The sequence below is a fragment of the Mesorhizobium sp. M1409 genome (assembly GCF_040317535.1).
GTDB lineage: Bacteria > Pseudomonadota > Alphaproteobacteria > Rhizobiales > Rhizobiaceae > Mesorhizobium.
On record NZ_JAMYKV010000053.1, the window covers coordinates 1 to 17,872 of the forward strand.

Below are 17,872 nucleotides of genomic sequence, written 5' to 3' on the forward strand. Positions count from 1 at the left end.
CCGGCCGCGCGTGGGGCCCGGGCCGCGGGGGTGGGGGGGGGGGGGGGGGGGGCGGGCGGGGGGCCCCCCGTTTTTCGGCCGCCCCCCCCGTGGCCCCCCGCGCCCCGGGGGCGCGCCCCCCCCCCCCCCCCCCCCCCCCGGGGCGCCCCCCGGGGGGGCGCCGCGCCCCCACGTTCAATCATGCGGTTCGATCAGGCGGTCTTGATCAGGCCGAGTTGGGTGAGGGCGGCGACGCCGTCATCGAGGCCGATCTCCTCGACGATCCTGCCGTCGACAACCTTCAGCACGGTGATGCCGGTGAAGCGCATGGTGCGGCCGGTGGCGGCGGGCAGCGAACCCACGAGGAAATCGCTGAAAGCCGGGCCGGTGTGCGTGCCGCCGCCCTCCCACTGGCCGACGACATAATCGCCCTCTGCAATCAGGTCGGCCGTGGCCCAGAAGTTGAGGTCCGGGAAGGCGGCGCGGAAGTCGGTCATGAAGGCCTTGATGTCGTCGCGGCCGCGGCGCGGCTCGTGCAGCGAATATTTCAACAGCATGTCGGGCGCGGCGATGTCGTCGACCACTGAGAGATCGCATGTTTCACCCCAGAAGTTGGTGAACCATCTGACGACGACGGCCTTGTTGTCTTCTTGGCTGGTCATTGGGAGGTCCTCTTTGTCTCTGCAACGCGATCATCGGATTGGCCGACGACCTGGAGCCATGACTAGGACGATCCGGCGGGCGCAAAACTCCGGTTCTTGCCGGCCAATCGAAAGGCGGGAGGGCAGGGGTGGCAGGTCAGGAGGCACGAAACCGCCTGCCTCAGCCCAAGTAACGCTTTCTTCTCTGGTTTTGTCGCAGATTGCCCCGCGGTGGGGATGAGCGAAACAGACGATGGCTGGTCGGGACAAGAAAAGTCGCAATGGAACGTTCTGGGTCAAGGCCTTGGAACGCGCCCATCTCGGCGTCTGGGACTGGGATCTTCGCACCGGTGACTGCTTCTATTCCGCGACCTGGGCGGGGATGCTGGGCTATGACGAGAGCGAGCTTGCCGACACCAGCGACCTGTGGCTGCGGCTGACCCATCCCGACGATCGCGAGCGGGCGCTGGCCAGCGGCGACCGCCACATTGCGGGACAGACCGATGCCATCGAGACCGAGCTGCGGCTGAAGCACAAGCAGGGCCACTGGGTGTGGGTGCTCGATCGTGGCGGCGTCGTCGAGCGCGACGCGACCGGAAAACCGCTCAGGCTGATGGGCGTGCAGACCGACATCACCAAGCAGAAGGCGGCCGAAGCCGAGCTCGAGCAGGTCAATGTGCGCTTCCGCCTGGCGCTCGCCGCCAGCGGCACCGGCATCTGGCACTATGACATCGCCACCAACAGGAGCTATTGGGACGCCCGCACCAGGGACATATTCGGCCTCGTCGCCGACACCGACGAGGTGACGGCCGACCTCTGGCACAGCTATCTGCATCCCGACGACAAGGAGGCCACCGAGCAGGCTCACCTGCCGCCGCCCGGCTCGGACGGTGTCACGGCCTCGCAATACCGTATCATCCGGCGGGACGGCCAGGTCCGGCATGTCGAATCGCTGGTGCGCTCCATCGCCGGCGCGGGTGCCGCAGGCCAGATCCTCGGCACGGTGCGCGACATCACCGAGGACAAGCTGCGCGAGCAGGAACTCGCCTATGCCGCCCGTCACGACGCGCTGACCGGTCTGTGTAACCGCTCCGCCTTCGACCGGCTGCTCGCCGACCATATCGCGGCGGGTGCGCCGCTGGCGGTGTTCTATGTCGATCTCGACTACTTCAAGGCGCTGAACGATTTTGCCGGCCACGCCGCCGGCGACCTGGCGCTGAAGAGCGTTGCCGCCGGTATCCGCGGCTGCCTTCCGCCGGGCGCGCACGCGGCGCGGCTGGGCGGCGATGAATTCGCGCTGCTGGTGCCGTATTGCGATGCCGCGCTGGCCGAGAGGATCGCCACTGCCGTGCTTGGCGCGGTGCGCGAGGCGGATCTCGGCCTGGCCGCGTCGACGCGCAAACTGGCGGCCTCGATCGGTATCGCCTTCGTCGACGACGCCAACATCACGGTGGCCGACGCGCTCGCTTGCGCCGACGACGCCTGCTACGCGGCCAAGGCTGCCGGACGCAACCGTTTCGCGGTGTTCTCCGCGGCAGCGGAAGCAGGATCGGGCGGGCTGAATGCCGCACGCGTCGCCGCCGACACGGTCGATGCCATGGAAGACGGGCGGCTGAAACTGTTCGGCCAGGAAATCCATTTGCTGGGCCGGCCCTGGCAGGAAAGCCGCCATGTCGAAGTGTTGGCCAGGCTCGTCGCACGCAACGGCCGGCTGGTGCCGCCCGGTGAGTTCATTCCGGTGGCCGAGCGCTTCGGCATCGCGTCGCGGCTCGACCGCTGGATCATCCGCACCGCGCTGTCGCGGCATGGTGCCGCCTTGCGCTCGGGCGCGCTGACGCTCGGCTTCAACCTGTCGGCGCAGACGCTGAGCGATCCGCAGCTGTGGGCGTTCGTCGACAGCGTCATCGAGGAGACCGGGGCGCCGCATTCGGGCATCGGCTTCGAGATTACCGAAACCGCCGCCGTCACCAATTTCGACGCCGCCGAACAGTTCGTGCGCAAGGCGCGCGAGCGGCACTGCCGGGTCAGCCTGGACGATTTCGGCGCCGGCATGAGCTCGTTCGAATATCTCAGGCGCTTCCCCGTCGATACGATCAAGATCGACGGTTCCTTCATCGAGCACATCACGCAAAGCCGCTTCGACCGCGAAATCGTGCTGGCCATCACCAGCATCGCCCGCAGCCTCGGCTGCGACGTGGTCGGCGAGAAGATCGAACGGCAGGACACGCTGACGATGCTGGGCGACATGGGCGTCGCCTACGGCCAGGGATTCTTGCTGCATCGGCCAGAGCCGCTGGAGCAGATTGTTTCGCGCGCGACCGTGGTGGTGGTGGCCCGCAAGGCTTCGTGATCCGCCGCGTTTCAGGTCAGGCCGGCCGGCCTGACCTGAGTCTCAACACATTCTACGCGGTTCGCCGCGCGGTCGATTTCGGAAACTCCAGCACGCCAGCCTCGGGTCGCCTGTGCTGTGCTTCCGCCACCGCTTCGATCAACAGATCCAGGGCGTCACAGGCAGCGCGGCTCGTCTCGTCATTGCCTTGCAGATAGTGATAGGCACGTTCGAGGTGGATGCGGGCGGCTGAAAAATCGCTGGTCAATGGTTCCCTCCATGATCCCGCCCTAATGTCCATCTTGCCGGGCCTGGCGGAATGCGGGGTAAATATCCACAGGCGGGTTTTATTCAAATGCCGTCGAATGTTGCAGAGGAGGCCTTGGGAGGGCGCGGCCGGTGACGCCGCCAATCTCCCCACAAGGAGGGAGATCGGCAGCTTCAATGCCCGCCGGCCGGTGCTGTCCAGCCGCGCAAAATGTGTTTCTGGATCTTGCCGGATGCGGTGCGCGGCAGCGCATCGGTGAGCAGGAATTCTTTCGGCACCTTGTAGCGGGCGATGCGGGCGCCGCAGTGGCTTGCCAGATCAGCCGGATCGAGCACGCAACCTGACTTGACCACGACAAAGGCGCGCCCGACTTCGCCCCAACGCTCGTCGGCGACGCCGATCACCGCTGCCTCGGCAATGTCGGGATGGTCGAGCAGCACCATCTCGATTTCGGCCGGATAGACGTTCTCCCCACCGGAGATGAACATGTCCTTGCGGCGGTCGACGAGGGTGACGAAGCCTTCCTCATCCTGCCGCCCGATGTCGCCGGTACGGAACCAGCCGTTGGCGGTAAAGGCGCGTGCCGTCTCTTCCGGCCGGTTCCAGTAGCCAGGTGTGATGCTGGGGCCGGACAGCCATATCTCGCCCGGTTCGCCGGCAGCGACGTCACGGCCAGCGTCGTCGACGATGCGCAGGCCGATCGTCGGTCCAGCCAGGCCCGACGCGCCCGCCTTGCCGGCGATGCGGTCGGCCTCGACCGGCATGCCAAGCACCGTGCCGGCTTCCGTCATGCCGAAGCCGTCGGCCATGCGCACGCCTTGAGCCAGCCACCAGAGGATGTCGGCGGCGGGATTGGGCGCGCCGCCGGTGAAGATGGCGGTCAGCGACGTCCAATTCGAAGGCGCAAAATCGGGATGGTCGCGCAGCATCCTGGCCATCCGCGGCACGCAGAAATAATGGGTGACGCCAAGCGTGGGATCGGCGAGACGACGGTTGGTGACGCCGGCGTCGAAGCTGGGCGAGATCAGCACCGTACCGCCCTGCAGCAGCGTCGGGCGCAGGCTGGTGATGAGGCCGATGACATGGAACATCGGCGCGTCGCAGAGGAAGACGCTGGCATTGCCGACCCGCCCCAGCACGCCGAAATTGACCGCGGTGGCAAAGGCGTTCGCCTCGGTGATAACAACTCCTTTCGGCTGGCCGGATGTGCCCGAAGTGTAGAGGATGATCGACGGCGCATCGCTGGCCGGCAAGGGACGGCGCGGTGCGGGCGGGTGTTCCTCGACCGCCGCCGCGAAGGCAGCGACTTCGATTGGCGTGCAGCCCTCGGGCAGCGTCATTTCAAGGACGGTGTCATGCAGCAGCAGGATCGGATCGCAATCGGCCAGGATCGCCTGCTGTTCGGCTCTGGCGAGCCGCCAGTTGAGCGGCATGAAGATGGCGCCGAGCCGCATCGCGGCCTGCTGCAGGATAGCCAGGTCGGCACTGTTGCGGGCAAGCGTGGCGATCCGTTGTCCCTGTTCGATGCCATGGCCGGTTTCGAGGACGCCGACAGCACGCTGGATGGCTTCGTCGAGTGCCGCATAGGTCCAGCGCCGGCCGGTTGCCAGGTCGACACAGGCAAGACGATCCGGCTGCGTCCCGGCGTGCAGGGCCACGGGATCTGGCGTCGTCCAGGCCGGCATTTGCATCTCCTCCCAGATTGCGTCGGTGGTTTATCGCGCCTTGTCGTAGGCACCGAGACCCGGCTTGTAGCTCTTCTCGTCGATGAACTGGCGGATGCCTTCCTTGCGGCCGTCATTGTCGTGGGAATTGGCCGCCTCCTGTGCCCGTACCAGATAATCCTCGGCGTTGTCGTAGGTCATCTCGGCGACGCGGCGGATGGCGTCCTTGGTCGCCTTCAGGGCAATCGGGTTTTTCTTCAGCAGGACGTTCGCAACCTCGGTGACGCGCGCCTTGAGGTCGGCCAGCGGCAGGCTTTCATTGACCAGCTTCCAGGCCGCGGCCTTCCTGCCGTCGATGAGCTCACCGGTCAGCGCGTGGTACATGGCGTCGCGCATCGACAAGAGGTCGACCACCACCTTCGTGGCGCCGCCGCCGGGCAGGATGCCCCAGTTGATTTCGGACAGAGCGAACTGCGCCTCGTCGGCTGCAAAGGCGAGATCGCAGGCAAAAAGCGGGCCATAGCCGCCGCCGAAACACCAGCCATTGACCATGGCGATGGTCGGCTTGCCATACCAGCGCAAGCGCCGCCACCAGCCATACGCTTCAGACTGCGCCTTGCGGATGGCGGCAAGGCCCTTGGCTTCGGTCTCGCGAAAATATTCCTTGAGGTCCATGCCCGCGGACCAGGCGCTGCCCTCGCCGGACAGCACCAGCACGCCGACATCGTCGCGGAATTCAAGCTCGTCGAGAACCTCCATCATTCTCCGGTTGAGCGCCGGGTTCATGCAGTTGCGCTTGTCCGGCCGGTTGAAGCGCACCCAGGCGATGCCGTTCTCGACGTCGAAGGCTACGGTCTCTTCGGTCATGGTGATGTCCTCCCGTTCCGCTTTGTCATCAGCATAAATTGCTATGTGGCATAGCTTTTATGTTTGCTATGTCGCATAGTCTTTTTCGCTTGACAAGGGCTATGATCGCGGCGATCGGTTGCAGCATGGATGATACCCGACTTCACCCCGGTCGCAGCGCGCCAAGTGCAAAGGCCGAAGACGCGCTGGACGCGCAGATCGGCTACAATCTCAGACGTGCCTCGGCGCTCGCGCTCAACGATTTCGCCGTCGAGTTGTCTGATGCGGCGCTGCGCCCGGTCACCTACGGCATGCTGGCGCTGATCGACGAGAAGCCCGGCATCCGCGCCGCCGAACTCTGCCGCCTGCTCGGCATGAAGAGCGCCAACATGGCGCCGCTGCTCTCCGAACTGGAAGAACGCGGGCTGGTCGAGCGCGACGATCATGCCGGGGACAAACGCGTGCAGGTGCTCAACCTGACGCAGGCCGCCAGGGAGGCGATGCCGGGATGGCGGCAACAGGTTCGCCGGCACGAGGACCGGTTCCTGCACAGGCTGACGAAAAAGGAGCGAGCAACGCTGCTGCGCCTGTTGCGGCTGATCTGGACCGAGGAAGACTGAGCGGGCTGCCTGGTTGGTGCCAGCGCTCAAGCCGGAGTGTGGAAAGTTTCTGAAATACCTGCGGTCTGGCCCGAACATTGCGCCGCCCCTTGTCTGGCGGCCGGCATCTTCTCCCCGTGAACGAGGACGCTGTCATGGCCGATTTCGCCAATCGCCAGCGTTGCGGAAAGAGCTTCTTTCTCCCCGTTCTACGGCGAGAAATGCCCGGCAGGGAAATGAGGAGCGGCGCTGGCTTCGACAATTAAGCGGGCAGTACCCTACAGCTCAACAACCCGCCCCATTCCTCGCCGTATCGCCTCGCGGTAGGCGAGGTCGGCGGCCACCATATCTTCCATGGCGACCCCCATGGCCTTGTAGACGGTGACCTGGTCGGCGCCGACCCGCCCCGGTCGCAGCCCGAGCAGCATTTCGCCGAGCTCGGTTCCGGTTTGCGGATCGAGGCCGGCGAGTTCGCAGGAGCCGACCGGTGTCGGGGCAAAGGCCTCCCTGGTCTCGACGAACAGGCTGGCCCTTCCGATAAGCTCGACCGGCAGTTCGCCGCCGGGCGGTGCGACGCCGACCGACGAGACATGGCTGCCGGGCCGCACCCAGTCGGCCGAGATCACCGGCGCATAGGAATGCGTCGCCAGGCAGACGACGTCCGACGAGCGCACCGCGGCCTCGATATCGGCGACGGCGACTACACCTGGGTGCTGCGCGGCAAGCGCCTGTGCATCCGCGAATTCCTTCGAGACGACACGGATCTCGGCGAAGTCGCGCACCAGCGGAAGAAGATTGAGATGCTGGCCGGACTGCACGCCGGCCCCCACGACTGTCGCGACCTTGGCGTCGCGGCGAGCAAGTTCGCGCACCGAGAGCACGGCCGAGCCGGAGGTACGCACGGCGGTGACATAAGTGCCGTCCATGATGCAGACCGGCATGCCGCTCCGCGGGTCGAACAGATGGATGGTGGCGAGGTGACTGGGGATACCTTTGGCGATGTTGCCCTCGAACACGTTGACGATCTTCACCGTCAGATGCATGCCCGCCATCCAGGCCGGCATAGACAGCGAATAGCCGGCTTGCGGAATGTCGAGCTGCGGCCGTGCCGGACTGGCCACCTTGCCGCCGGACAGCGCCTTGAAGCCGTCGGCCAAGGCGTCGAGAAGCTGGCGCGGGTCGATGCAGGTTTTCACCTCGGCCTCGTTCAGGATGAGCACCGGCGTGTCGCCCTTGGCCTGGGCGCTGCGGGAAATCGATAGGGCTGATGTCATGGGTCTTGCCTTGATCGGGTTGCGTTGCCCGTCAACGGTATTGCCATCTGGCAGCGTGATAAAATATGCTGTTTTTGCTATTTTGGCGTGACTATCACGCCCTCGAAGGCCGAAAGGTGTGAATACTGAAATGGAAAATCTCGACCGTATCGACCGCTCGCTGCTGCGTTTGTTGCAGGAGGACGGCCGCCGCACGACGCTCGATCTGGCACGGCGAGTCGGCCTGTCGCCGACCGGGGCGGCGCAGCGTGTCAAGCGGCTGTTCGCCGAAGGGTTCATCCGCGCGGTGCGTGCCGTCCTCGACCCGGCCCGGATCGGGCAGGCACAACTCGTCTTCATCGAGGTGCGGCTCGACCACACGGCACCGCATGTCTTCGACCGCTTCGCGGAGGCTGTTCTGCGGGCGCCCGAGATCATCGAGTGCCACATGGTGGTCGGCGGTTTCGACTATCTGGTCAAGGCGCGTATCGCCGACATGGCGATGTTCCAGGATTTTCTGCAGCGGGTCATCCTGCCGCTTCCCGGGGTGCGGGAGACGCACACCTACGCCTCGATCGCCAATGTGAAGCCCGACGCCTTGCTGCCGATCTAGACCGGCGGCCGCTCCCCCGCATCCAGCAGCCATTGCCGCACGGCTTGCGTCGGCTCGGGGTGCCGCTGTTTTCTCGGCATCACGACATAAAAATCCTGCGTGCCGCGCATTTCGCCGCTGACGGGCTGGACCAACCGGCCGGCGGCGAGGTCGGCGGCGACGAGAAAGCGGCTGGCCAGTGCTATGCCCTGGCCGGCGATGGCCGCGTCGATAGCCAGGCCCGTCTGGTTGAAGCGCATGCGTTTCAGCTCCGTCGTCATCTTCAGGCCGACCGCTTTTTCCATGAATTCCGGCCACAGATTGTGCGCGTCGTGCAGCAGGACGTGATGCTGGATTTCAGCCGCGGCGATTTCGGTCGCACCTGCCGGAAGCAAGGCCGGGCTGCAGACGGCGACAATCTGCTGGGGAAACAACAGGTCGACGATCAGGCCGGCGCCGAAGGGCGGACGGCCTTGCCTGACCGCAATGTCGACGCCGTCCGCCTGGAAGCTCGACAGGCTTTCGCTGGCCAGGACGCGCAGATCGACCAGCGGATTGTGCGTCACAAAATCCTGCAGCCTGGGGATCAGCCATTTGGTGGCGAAGCTTGGCGTCACGCTGATCGCCAGCCGCGCCGGCTCGGGACGAAGCAGCAGCGTCGCCTCCGAGATCAGGTCGAAGGCGCGGCGGATGTTGGGGATATAGGCGCGGCCCTCATCGGTCAGCGCCAAGCCGCGCGGCAGCCGCTCGAACAGTTTTGTGCCGAGATCAGCCTCCAGCCCGCGAATGTGCTGGGCCACCGCTCCTTGCGTGACGTTGAGCTCCTCGGCCGCGATGCGGAAGTTGAGATGACGCGCCGAGGCTTCGAAGGCGCGCAGTGCGTTCAACGGCGGCAGGCTGAGGAAGGCTTCGGGCATGCAGGAGTTTTTCTACAGGTTGTTTTCAGGCATTCTGGTTCGAACCGGTGCGGAAAACCAGCTATATCAGCGCCCAACTCCCGAAAACACCGCTTGCGGTGCCCGCCAACCCGAAAAGGAAAACCCGATGAGTGTAGAAAAAGTAGCTGTGGTCGTGGCCGGCGGCAGCGGCATGGGTGCGGCGGCGGCCAAGCGCCTGGCGGCGGACGGCTTCAAGGTCGCCATTCTTTCCTCGTCCGGCAAGGGCGAGGCGCTGGCCAAGGAGCTGGGCGGGCTCGGCGTCACCGGCTCCAACCAGTCGAATGACGATCTGCAGCGCCTGGTCGACCTGACGCTCGAGCGCTATGGCCGCATCGACGTGCTGGTCAACAGCGGCGGCCACGGGCCACGTGCGCCGATCCTCGAAATCACGGACGAGCAGTGGCACACCGGCATGGATGTCTATCTGTTGAACGTCATCCGGCCGGTGCGCATCGTGGCACCGCAGATGGTCAAGCAGAAGGGCGGCGCCATCATCAACATCTCGACGGCCTGGGTGGTCGAGCCGAGCCCGATGTTCCCGACCTCGGCGGTGTTCCGCGCCGGGCTTGCCGCCTACACCAAGATCTTCTCCAACACTTATGCCGCCGACAATGTGCGCATGAACAACGTCCTGCCCGGCTGGATCGACAGCCTGCCGGCCACCGAGGAGCGCCGCGACAGCGTACCGATGCAGCGCTACGGGACCTCCGAAGAGATCGCCGCCACTATCGCCTTCCTGGCCTCCGAAGGCGCCGGCTACATCACCGGCCAGAACATCCGGGTCGACGGCGGCATCATCCGCGCTATTTGAGGGCGTCGATCGGGCGGGGGGTTCCGATATCTCCAGGGAGCAATAAATGCGGCTTTTGATACTCGGCACCGGCTGGATGGCGCAGGAACATGCCCGTCGCTTCAGTGCCATCGAAGGCGTCGACATCGTCGGCGCCGTCGATGTCGATCCGGCGCGCGTCGGCGACTTCGCCGACAGCTTCAAGATCGCCAACCGCTTCACCTCGCTGGAGGAGGCGCTGAAATGGGGTGCCTTCGACGCGGTGGCCAATGTCACGCCCGACCGCATCCACCACCCGACCACCATGGCGCTGATCGCCGCCGGCAAGCCGGTGCTGTGCGAGAAGCCGCTGGCCGAAAACTTCGGCAAGGCGACCGAGATGGCCGAGGCCGCCGAGGCCGCCGGCATCGTCAACATGGTGAACCTCACCTATCGCAACGTCGCCGCGCTGCAGAAGGCCCGCCAGATGGTGCGGGCGGGCGAAATCGGCACGGTCAGGCATGTTGAGGCGTCCTATCTGCAAAGCTGGCTGGTGTCGAAATTCTGGGGCGACTGGCGCACCGATCCGAAATGGCTCTGGCGCCTGTCGCGGGGCCACGGCTCGAACGGCGTGCTCGGCGATGTCGGCATCCACATCCTCGATTTCGCCAGCTATGGTGCGGCTCTCGACATCGACCATGTCTTCTGCCGGCTGCGCAGCTTCGACAAGGCACCTGGCAACCGCATCGGCGACTACGGGCTCGACGCCAACGACAGCTTCGCCATGACGCTGGATTTTTCCAATGGTGCCTTCGGCGTGGTGCATGCCAGCCGCTGGGCATCAGGCCATCTCAACGAGCTGCGCCTGCGCATCTATGGCGACAAAGGCGGCCTCGAGGTGGTGCACAATCTCGACGGCTCGGCGCTCAAGGCCTGCGTCGGCGACAATGTCGAGAACGCCATATGGGAAGAGCTCGACGCCGGCACGGTACCGACCAACTACCAGCGTTTCGCCGATGCGGTGCGAACCGGCGTGCAGGCCGAACCGTCCTTCCACCATGCGGCCGAATTGCAGAAGGTACTGGATCTGGCTGTGCTGTCGGACGAGAAGCGGGCGGAGCTGAGGGCGAGCGCGGATACGCATTGAGGTTCCTCGCCCCACGGAAGTGGGGAGAGGTGGCCGCGCAGCGGCCGGAGAGGGGGCTTTCGTAGAGCAAAAGACGTCGGCCAGAAAGCCCAGGCCACGGTTGCGCCTTTCGATCATTCCTCGAAATGGAGGATCTTGGCGGCCGGCAGCCCGACAGCGAGGGTTCAATTCGCTGGCAACACCTTGGTCACGCGCGTCAGCCGCCATTCACCAAAGCAAGAATGAGCTTTTGCAGGTTGCCGCCCTGACCGAACTCGACGCGGTCGAAATCGCGGCTCGCCTGCCGCTGCGCTTGTGACAAGGCGGACAGGCGTCTGGTCATCTCGGTGCGGATCTTGCTGCATTTGGGATCGTCGGCAACGCTGAGGCCGACGGTCGCCGCCTCGATCTTGCGCACCATGTCGATGATATCAGCGCCATGCACCTTCTCGTGCGCGCTGACACCGGCGATGAAAACCTCCCAGTTCTTCTGGATGGCCGGCGGCAGCGGCGCCGAGGGGCTTGGCAAGGTGTAGGTGATGATGAGCTTCGGCCGCGCCGTCGCCAGCACGCAGGCGCCGGCCCGTGCTTGGTAATCCCGGGTCCAGGTCAGCTTGAAATTGGTGTGGGCGATGGCGCGGGTGATGCCGAGCTTCGGACCGTTGTCGCCGATCGAGCGGTAGAGTTCCGGCCCGGACTGGCCCGATATGGCGTACGTCTCGACCTTTTCGACCGGCTTCCAGTCGGCATGGGCGGCCAGCGGTGAGGCCAGCAGGGCGACCAGCGGCAGACACAGACGAACACAGGTTTTCAACACCGCTCTCCGCACAATCGGGCCGGACGCCGCAACAGGCGATGCCACCGGATGGCTTTTCCTATAGGATGCCGGCGGGTGCGGCGGCAAATGTGCGAGGGGGAAGTCATGAAATATCTCATCATCGCCGGTGCGGTGGCGGTCTTGCACGCCGCGCAGCCGGCGTTTGCCGCTTCCTGCGGCGGCTGGGCTGCCAAGATGGAGGAGGACGAAGGCGGCAGCGTGCTCACCGCCTCGGTCTGCGGCGGGCCGAAAGGCGACGCGCATCTGATGCTGATCTGTTTCGACACGCCGGTGCTGAGCTACGATCTCGGCGCCACCGGCCAGCAGCTGGAGCCTGGTATCAGTGGTTCGTTCGAGTTCAAGGCCGACGGCAAGACGGTGACCAGGACGCTGCAGTTAGAGGCCATGTACAACTACTTCGTGGTCAATTTGACGAAAGCCGATCCGCTGCTGGACCTGCTGCGCGGGAAGGGCGATGTGTCGGTCGGTGCGGCCAAATACGGCCAGACCAGTTTTCTGCTGAAAGGCTCCAGTGCTGCCATCGGCAAGGTGCTGGCGCAGTGCGGCAAGGCAGCGCCCTCGGACGGGGATTGAGGCCTGGACCCTTGCGCTGCCCCTCATCAGCCTGCCGGCATCTTCTCCCCGTATGGTGACGGGGAGAACGACGCCGTCATCGATGGCTTCGCCAATCGCCAGCGTTGCGGAATAGTGCCGACATCGCAGCTGCCCATTTCTCCCCGTCACTAACGGGGAGAAATGTCCGGCAGGACAATGAGGGGCGGCGCTGCGTTGGTCGGTAATTCCGATGGCAACTCAAGTACCTTGCCGAGGACGCCTCGTTGCCGCTGGCGCGGGGTTATGTCGATCCCTTCAAGGACCTCGGCTTCACCGGCAGCCATCTCGGTTACAAGAAAGCCTTGTGATGCCCGGCGCGATTCCGGAGCGCCAGCGGCTGGCGCATGCGGGAAATCTTTCAGGCACACTTCAATTGGCGGACAATAGAGGATATAGGTCAGCCAAGTTGACCTATATTGCAGCGTCCGGGGAGGCGTGTCGTGACTTTGATGAACCTGTTGGCTTCGCGCTCGTCGCGGATGAAGGCGTCCGAAATCCGTGAACTGCTGAAGCTGCTCGACCAGCCCGACATCATCTCGTTTGCCGGCGGCATTCCCGATCCGGCGCTGTTTCCGGCCGAGGCGATCCGCGATGCCTATGCCGATGTGCTGGGTGGCTCGGAGGCGGGAGCGGCGCTGCAATACCAGGTCTCGGAAGGCTATCCGCCGTTGCGGCGCTGGCTGGCCGGGCAGATGGGCAAGCTCGGCGTTGCCTGCGACGAAGCCAACATCTTCATCACCTCCGGCTCGCAGCAGGCGCTGGATTATCTCGGCAAACTGTTCCTCTCGCCGGGCGATACGGCATTGGTGACCTGGCCGACCTATCTCGGCGCGCTGCAGGCCTTCAACGCCTATGAGCCGCGCTACGACCGGCTGACCCCGGACGGCGGCAACATGACGCCCGACGCCTATCGCGCGGCGGCCGCCGCGAATGGCGGCAAGGCCAAGTTCGCCTATCTTGTGCCGGATTTCGCCAACCCGACCGGCAACACGCTGAACCGAAAGCAGCGCGAGGCGGTGCTCGACCTTGCCGGCGAACTCGACATCGCCGTCATCGAGGATGCCGCCTATCGCGCGCTGCGCTATGACGGCGAAGGCGAGCCGCCGATCCTGGCGCTCGACTGCGCGCGCTCCGGCGGCATCGACAAGGCGCGTACGCTCTATTGCGGCTCGTTCTCGAAGATCCTGTCGCCGGGCATGCGTGTCGGCTGGGTGTGCGCGCCGCGCCATATCGTCGAGAAGCTGGTGCTGATGAAGCAGGCCTCGGACCTGCACAGCCCGTCGATCAACCAGGTGGTGATGCACCGCGTCGCCGAGGCCGTGTTCGACGGCCAGGTCGAAAAACTCATCGGCGCCTATCGCGAGCGCCGCGATGGCCTGCTCGCTGCACTGGAAGCCCACATGCCTGAAGGCGTGACCTGGAGCCGTCCGGAAGGCGGTATGTTCGTCTGGATGACGCTGCCCGAAGGGTCCGACGCCACCGCGTTGCTGGCGCGATCGGTCGAGGAGGCGCGCGTCGCCTTCGTGCCCGGCAACGCGTTCTTCGCCGACGGCACCGGGCGCAACACGCTGCGGCTGTCCTTCACGCTCGCCGACCGGCGCGCGGTGAGTGAGGGCGTCCCAAGGCTGGCGGCCATCCTGAAGGAATAGGCTTCCGCCGCCGGCGGGCTTTTTTCGTTCCGGTGGAACCTCTGTGGTACATCGGAGTTCTCACCATGTCTGACCCCCGCAGACAGTGGAAAGCCTCTTGTGTCGGCTTTCCAAAGGCCCGCCGGATCCCCTCCCGGCGGGCTTTTTGTTTGAAAGGTGGATCAGTGGACTTGCGGCGGGTGACGGTAACGCGTCCGCATTGACGGCGTCTTGTCCGAACCTAAATTCGAAAGCCTCACGAGGAGGAGTTTTCATGGAAACCCAGGAATTGCATCGCGGCCGGCTCATCGACCATATCCAGCTGGTGGTCAGGGATCTCCCGGCCAGCCGGCGCTTCTACGAAGCGGTCTTGCAGGTGCTCGATATCCCGATCGGTGGTGCCGGCGAGGGCTATTTCTGGGCCGACGAACTGTTCATCTCCAGTGCCGACAGCCGGGCGGCGTTGGGAAAACTCACCGGCCGCCATCATCTTGCGTTCCAGGCGAAGGACCACGCCATGGTCGAGGCCTTCTACAAGGCCGGGCTCGCCGGCGGCGGCACGGACAATGGCGCGCCGGGGGAACGGCCCTATCACCCCGGCTATTACGCCGCCTTCCTGCTCGATCCGGACGGCAACAACATCGAGGCCGTTCATCACGGTCCGCACACGCGCAGCACCGCTTCGGTGAAGATCACCTTCTAGGCTGTGCCGATATTCACCTGAATCCAGTCCGCAAGCGACGGCTTTGGGCGCTTCGGTGCTCATCCGAGTTGGTGCCGGACCGGGGTGCCATGGGCGATGCTGGAGAGATGCCGCTTTGCGTTGCCAATTTGGTGGCCCCGGTGCTAACCGTGCAAATGGCGGACGGGAATCGGCATCGAAGCAACGCGCGCCACAAACCTTTGAATAAAACTCCCATTACCCATCGTGGAGACTATTTTTTATGCAAAACTCAACAAGGGCGCTCCATGCCGCCGCACTTCTATTGGTGACCGGGGGTATGGGTCTGGGCGGTATATTATCCGTTGCTCATATCCAGTCGGCGCAGGCTCAGGAGGAGTATCTTCCGACCCAGAAGGATTTTGTCGGCAAATGGAAACTGAACGGTGGAGCCATCCGGCCGCCGCGCGACATGAAGGATGCGCCCACGCCGGAACAAGAGGCGGCCGCCAATGAGTTCCAGCAGACAGTGACCGCGTTTTACGGCGCCTTCGACTATCTGGAGATCACGGCGGACGGCCGCTACAATTTCCATCAGCCCGGTGATCCAACGTCGGGGGCCTGCGTCTGGTGCGGGACCTGGTCCTTCAGCAACAGTTCGGCGTGGCTCAAGCTGGATAAGGCTGGATATCTACGCCAAGGACGGCGACATGCAGATGACCTACACCGCCGAACCCGACGAAAGATCCAAATATGCCTGGCTGGTTTTCGGCTGGACCAAGGCCGAGTAAACGACGCCGCGCGGCTCGTAGAGCGAAACAGGCCCAAGCGGCTTTTCATCCATCTCGTATCCTCGTATTCGAGATGGAACCAGCCGCCCGAGGAGACCGCGTGAGTCCACTGCCTGAAACCGTGCCGTTTTTCAGCCAGTGGGAAACGCCGGACATGACCAAGGACGTGCTCGCCGATGGCGCCGAAGTGGCGCTGCGGCGCGATCCGCTGTGGCAGGGGTCGGGCGCGAAAACGCTGGACGAATACGCGGCCTGGGCCGCCAACATCTGCGGCATGGCCTGCCTGAAGATGATCCTGGCGACGCGCGGCGAGATCGTGCCAACGATCGAACTCGCCAGGCAATGCACTGGATATGGTGGCTATGTCGTCAACGAGGGATCGATCAAGGGGCTGATCTACGCGCCCTTCGTCAGCTTCGTGGATGAGGTCTTCGGCCTGCGCGCCGAGGTGATGACCAATGTCGCGACAGGGGACATTCCGGCGATCCTTTCTCGATCGCGTTTCTTCATCGCGTCGGTCAGCAGCTCCATCCGCTGGCCCGAGCGCGAGCCGCCATCGAAGGGCGGGCATCTGGTGCTGGTCACGGCGGCTTCCGCCAAGGATTTCCGCTTCCACAATCCGTCCGGCCATACCAGCGCCACACAGGCAAACGCAGTGTTGGCGCCAGCCGATTTCGATCGCTTCTTTGCCAATCGTGGCATTGCCGTCGCCATTTGAACTTTTGAGAGTTGAGGGATTTCGATGACCGCCAAGACAAGGGTTGCCATCCTCTATGGCGGACGTTCGGCCGAGCATGACGTGTCGCGCCTTTCGGCCGCCAATGTGCTGAAGGCGATCGACCGGACGCGCTACGACATCGTGCCGATCGCCGTTTCCCGCAGCGGCAGGTGGCTGCTGCAACAGTCGGCCGCCGGCGACGGGGCAGGGGCTCCGGCATCCGAGGACGGCATCGAGGTCGCGCTTTTACCCGGCGGCAAGGGCAGGCTGGTCGCCGTATCGCGGGATGGAACGCAGCCCGACCTGCCTCCGGTCGACGTCGTCTTTCCCGTGCTGCACGGACCGTTCGGCGAGGACGGGTCGGTGCAGGGTTATGCCGAAGTCGCCGATGTCGCCTATGTCGGCTGCGGCATCCTCGCTTCGGCGGCCGCCATGGACAAGGAGATTGCCAAGCGGCTGATGCGCGAGGCCGGCCTTGCCGTTGCCCGCTCGCTGACCTTGCGGCGCGGCGAGTCGGTGGCCTTTACGGAAGTCGCGGCCAAGCTTGGCCAGCCGGTGTTCGTCAAGCCGGCGCGCCAGGGCTCGTCCTTCGGGGTCAGCAAGGCAACCGACAGCGCCAGCTTCACCGCGGCCGTCGAGGCGGCTTTCCGGCATGACAGCAAGGTTTTGGTGGAGGAGTTCGTCGAAGGCCGCGAGATCGAGTTCTCGGTGCTGGAGCGGGCCGACGGCACGCTGACGGTGTCGCTGCCCGGCGAGATCATTCCGGCCGGCAAGCATGGCTTCTACACTTATGAGGCCAAATATCTCGATGCCGACGGCGCGGTGGTCAAGGTGCCCGCCGATGTCCCGGCCTCGGTTGCCGACAAAGCGAGAGAGATCGCGCGGCAGGCTTTTCAGGCGCTCGGCTGTGAAGCCATGGCGCGCGTCGACTTCTTCCTGCGCGCCGACGGCAGCCTGCTGGTCAACGAGGTCAACACCATTCCCGGTTTCACCGACATCTCGATGTACGCCAAGGCGCTGGCGGCATCAGGCATTGGCTACAGCCAGATCATCGACGTGCTGATCGAGCATGCGCTGGCAAGGCATGCGGCGCGTTGATCCCGTTCGGGAGCGGAGTGGCGCGGTCTACGCCTTGCCGGGGCCGTCTCTGGCCAGGTCTTGAAGGCCATGTGAAGCGTAGTTACATCAATCATTGAGCGTGCGTTGCACGCGAACTTAACGCTTTGGTCAAGCTTCATCTGTGGAGGTTGTCATGGCTAATACACTGATGGAAGGAAAGAAGAGCCAGGACTGGCTTAATCTGGTCCTTGCCATCTGCCTGTTCATCTCACCTTGGATAATCGGCTTCGCTGCTGAAACCGCTCCCGCATGGAACGCCTGGATTGTTGGCGTCGTGCTGGGCGTCATGGCTTTGGCGACGCTTGCCGCATTCGCCGAGTGGGAGGAATGGGTTAGTGTCGTTCTCGGGCTCTGGCTGATCGTTTCGCCCTGGTTTCTCGACTTCATGGCGAACGGGTACGCGATGGCCACCCACGTCGGTCTCGGCGTGCTGGTGGTTGCCGTATCAGGTTGGGCCGTCTGGGACTTCCGTCATCCGCACGCGCATGCGTGACCGGTAAAAGGGTGGGGGTCCGGCGC

The 17,872-nt window shown here is 64.7% G+C and carries 18 protein-coding genes and 1 pseudogene; 12 read left to right on the top strand and 7 right to left on the bottom strand.

Annotated elements, in window-relative coordinates:
* Positions 1-191: 191 nt before the first annotated feature.
* Entirely contained in the window at positions 192-641 is a 450-nt protein-coding gene (locus tag NKG99_RS29180; RefSeq protein ID WP_352872602.1) for an ester cyclase, read from the bottom strand.
* A 232-nt stretch (positions 642-873) separates the two neighbouring features.
* Here NKG99_RS29180 and NKG99_RS29185 point away from each other — a divergent pair, with 232 nt between their 5' ends.
* Entirely contained in the window at positions 874-2,970 is a 2,097-nt protein-coding gene (locus NKG99_RS29185) for an EAL domain-containing protein (RefSeq protein ID WP_352872603.1), read from the top strand.
* A 52-nt stretch (positions 2,971-3,022) separates the two neighbouring features.
* On the opposite strand, the gene NKG99_RS29190 is transcribed toward NKG99_RS29185, so the two are convergent.
* From NKG99_RS29190 to NKG99_RS29200, 3 genes are all read right to left on the bottom strand, one after another.
* The gene (locus tag NKG99_RS29190) at positions 3,023-3,217 is read right to left on the bottom strand and encodes a hypothetical protein (protein ID WP_352872604.1); all 195 of its coding nucleotides are present in this window, start codon (positions 3,215-3,217) and stop codon (positions 3,023-3,025) included.
* Positions 3,218-3,390: 173 nt separating this feature from the next.
* Positions 3,391-4,908: an AMP-binding protein gene (locus NKG99_RS29195; RefSeq protein ID WP_502911045.1), complete on the bottom strand. Its 1,518-nt coding sequence runs from the start codon at positions 4,906-4,908 to the stop codon at positions 3,391-3,393.
* A gap of 24 nt (positions 4,909-4,932) precedes the next feature.
* Positions 4,933-5,748: a p-hydroxycinnamoyl CoA hydratase/lyase gene (locus tag NKG99_RS29200; protein WP_352872606.1), complete on the bottom strand. Its 816-nt coding sequence runs from the start codon at positions 5,746-5,748 to the stop codon at positions 4,933-4,935.
* Between the two features lie 125 nt (positions 5,749-5,873).
* Here NKG99_RS29200 and NKG99_RS29205 point away from each other — a divergent pair, with 125 nt between their 5' ends.
* Entirely contained in the window at positions 5,874-6,347 is a 474-nt protein-coding gene (locus NKG99_RS29205) for a MarR family winged helix-turn-helix transcriptional regulator (protein WP_352872608.1), read from the top strand.
* Positions 6,348-6,604: 257 nt separating this feature from the next.
* On the opposite strand, the gene NKG99_RS29210 is transcribed toward NKG99_RS29205, so the two are convergent.
* On the bottom strand, positions 6,605-7,600 hold the full coding sequence (locus tag NKG99_RS29210; protein WP_352872609.1) for an ornithine cyclodeaminase family protein: 996 nt from the start codon (positions 7,598-7,600) through the stop codon (positions 6,605-6,607).
* A gap of 130 nt (positions 7,601-7,730) precedes the next feature.
* Here NKG99_RS29210 and NKG99_RS29215 point away from each other — a divergent pair, with 130 nt between their 5' ends.
* Entirely contained in the window at positions 7,731-8,192 is a 462-nt protein-coding gene (locus tag NKG99_RS29215) for an Lrp/AsnC ligand binding domain-containing protein (protein ID WP_352872610.1), read from the top strand.
* On the opposite strand, the gene gcvA is transcribed toward NKG99_RS29215, so the two are convergent.
* The gene (gene gcvA / locus NKG99_RS29220) at positions 8,189-9,088 is read right to left on the bottom strand and encodes a transcriptional regulator GcvA (protein WP_352872611.1); all 900 of its coding nucleotides are present in this window, start codon (positions 9,086-9,088) and stop codon (positions 8,189-8,191) included. The two genes, NKG99_RS29215 and gcvA, sit on opposite strands and share 4 nt — an antisense overlap.
* Positions 9,089-9,215: 127 nt before the next feature.
* Between gcvA and NKG99_RS29225 the strand changes: the two genes are divergently transcribed.
* Positions 9,216-9,920 carry an SDR family oxidoreductase gene (locus tag NKG99_RS29225; protein WP_027046408.1) on the top strand — a complete coding sequence of 235 codons (705 nt, stop codon included), beginning with the start codon at positions 9,216-9,218 and terminating at the stop codon, positions 9,918-9,920.
* 46 nt (positions 9,921-9,966) lie between these two features.
* On the top strand, positions 9,967-11,025 hold the full coding sequence (locus NKG99_RS29230) for a Gfo/Idh/MocA family protein (RefSeq protein ID WP_352872612.1): 1,059 nt from the start codon (positions 9,967-9,969) through the stop codon (positions 11,023-11,025).
* Between the two features lie 196 nt (positions 11,026-11,221).
* On the opposite strand, the gene NKG99_RS29235 is transcribed toward NKG99_RS29230, so the two are convergent.
* Positions 11,222-11,818 (bottom strand): DUF922 domain-containing Zn-dependent protease, encoded by a 597-nt coding sequence (locus NKG99_RS29235; RefSeq protein WP_352872613.1) that lies wholly within the window; start codon positions 11,816-11,818, stop codon positions 11,222-11,224.
* A 108-nt stretch (positions 11,819-11,926) separates the two neighbouring features.
* On the opposite strand from NKG99_RS29235, the gene NKG99_RS29240 reads away from it, so the two are divergent.
* From NKG99_RS29240 to NKG99_RS29270, 7 genes and pseudogenes are all read left to right on the top strand, one after another.
* Positions 11,927-12,415: a hypothetical protein gene (locus NKG99_RS29240; RefSeq protein WP_352872614.1), complete on the top strand. Its 489-nt coding sequence runs from the start codon at positions 11,927-11,929 to the stop codon at positions 12,413-12,415.
* Between the two features lie 470 nt (positions 12,416-12,885).
* Positions 12,886-14,085: an aminotransferase-like domain-containing protein gene (locus NKG99_RS29245; RefSeq protein ID WP_352872658.1), complete on the top strand. Its 1,200-nt coding sequence runs from the start codon at positions 12,886-12,888 to the stop codon at positions 14,083-14,085.
* Positions 14,086-14,338: 253 nt separating this feature from the next.
* On the top strand, positions 14,339-14,767 hold the full coding sequence (locus NKG99_RS29250) for a VOC family protein (protein WP_352872615.1): 429 nt from the start codon (positions 14,339-14,341) through the stop codon (positions 14,765-14,767).
* 241 nt (positions 14,768-15,008) lie between these two features.
* Positions 15,009-15,516 (top strand): annotated as a pseudogene (locus NKG99_RS29255) (hypothetical protein).
* 73 nt (positions 15,517-15,589) lie between these two features.
* Positions 15,590-16,234, top strand: coding sequence for a C39 family peptidase (locus tag NKG99_RS29260; protein WP_352872616.1), 645 nt, complete (start codon positions 15,590-15,592; stop codon positions 16,232-16,234).
* Between the two features lie 24 nt (positions 16,235-16,258).
* A complete protein-coding gene (locus NKG99_RS29265; RefSeq protein ID WP_352872617.1) occupies positions 16,259-17,332 on the top strand; it encodes a D-alanine--D-alanine ligase family protein in 1,074 nt (357 codons plus the stop codon).
* A 154-nt stretch (positions 17,333-17,486) separates the two neighbouring features.
* Positions 17,487-17,846, top strand: coding sequence for an SPW repeat protein (locus NKG99_RS29270; RefSeq protein ID WP_352872618.1), 360 nt, complete (start codon positions 17,487-17,489; stop codon positions 17,844-17,846).
* Positions 17,847-17,872: the final 26 nt, after the last annotated feature.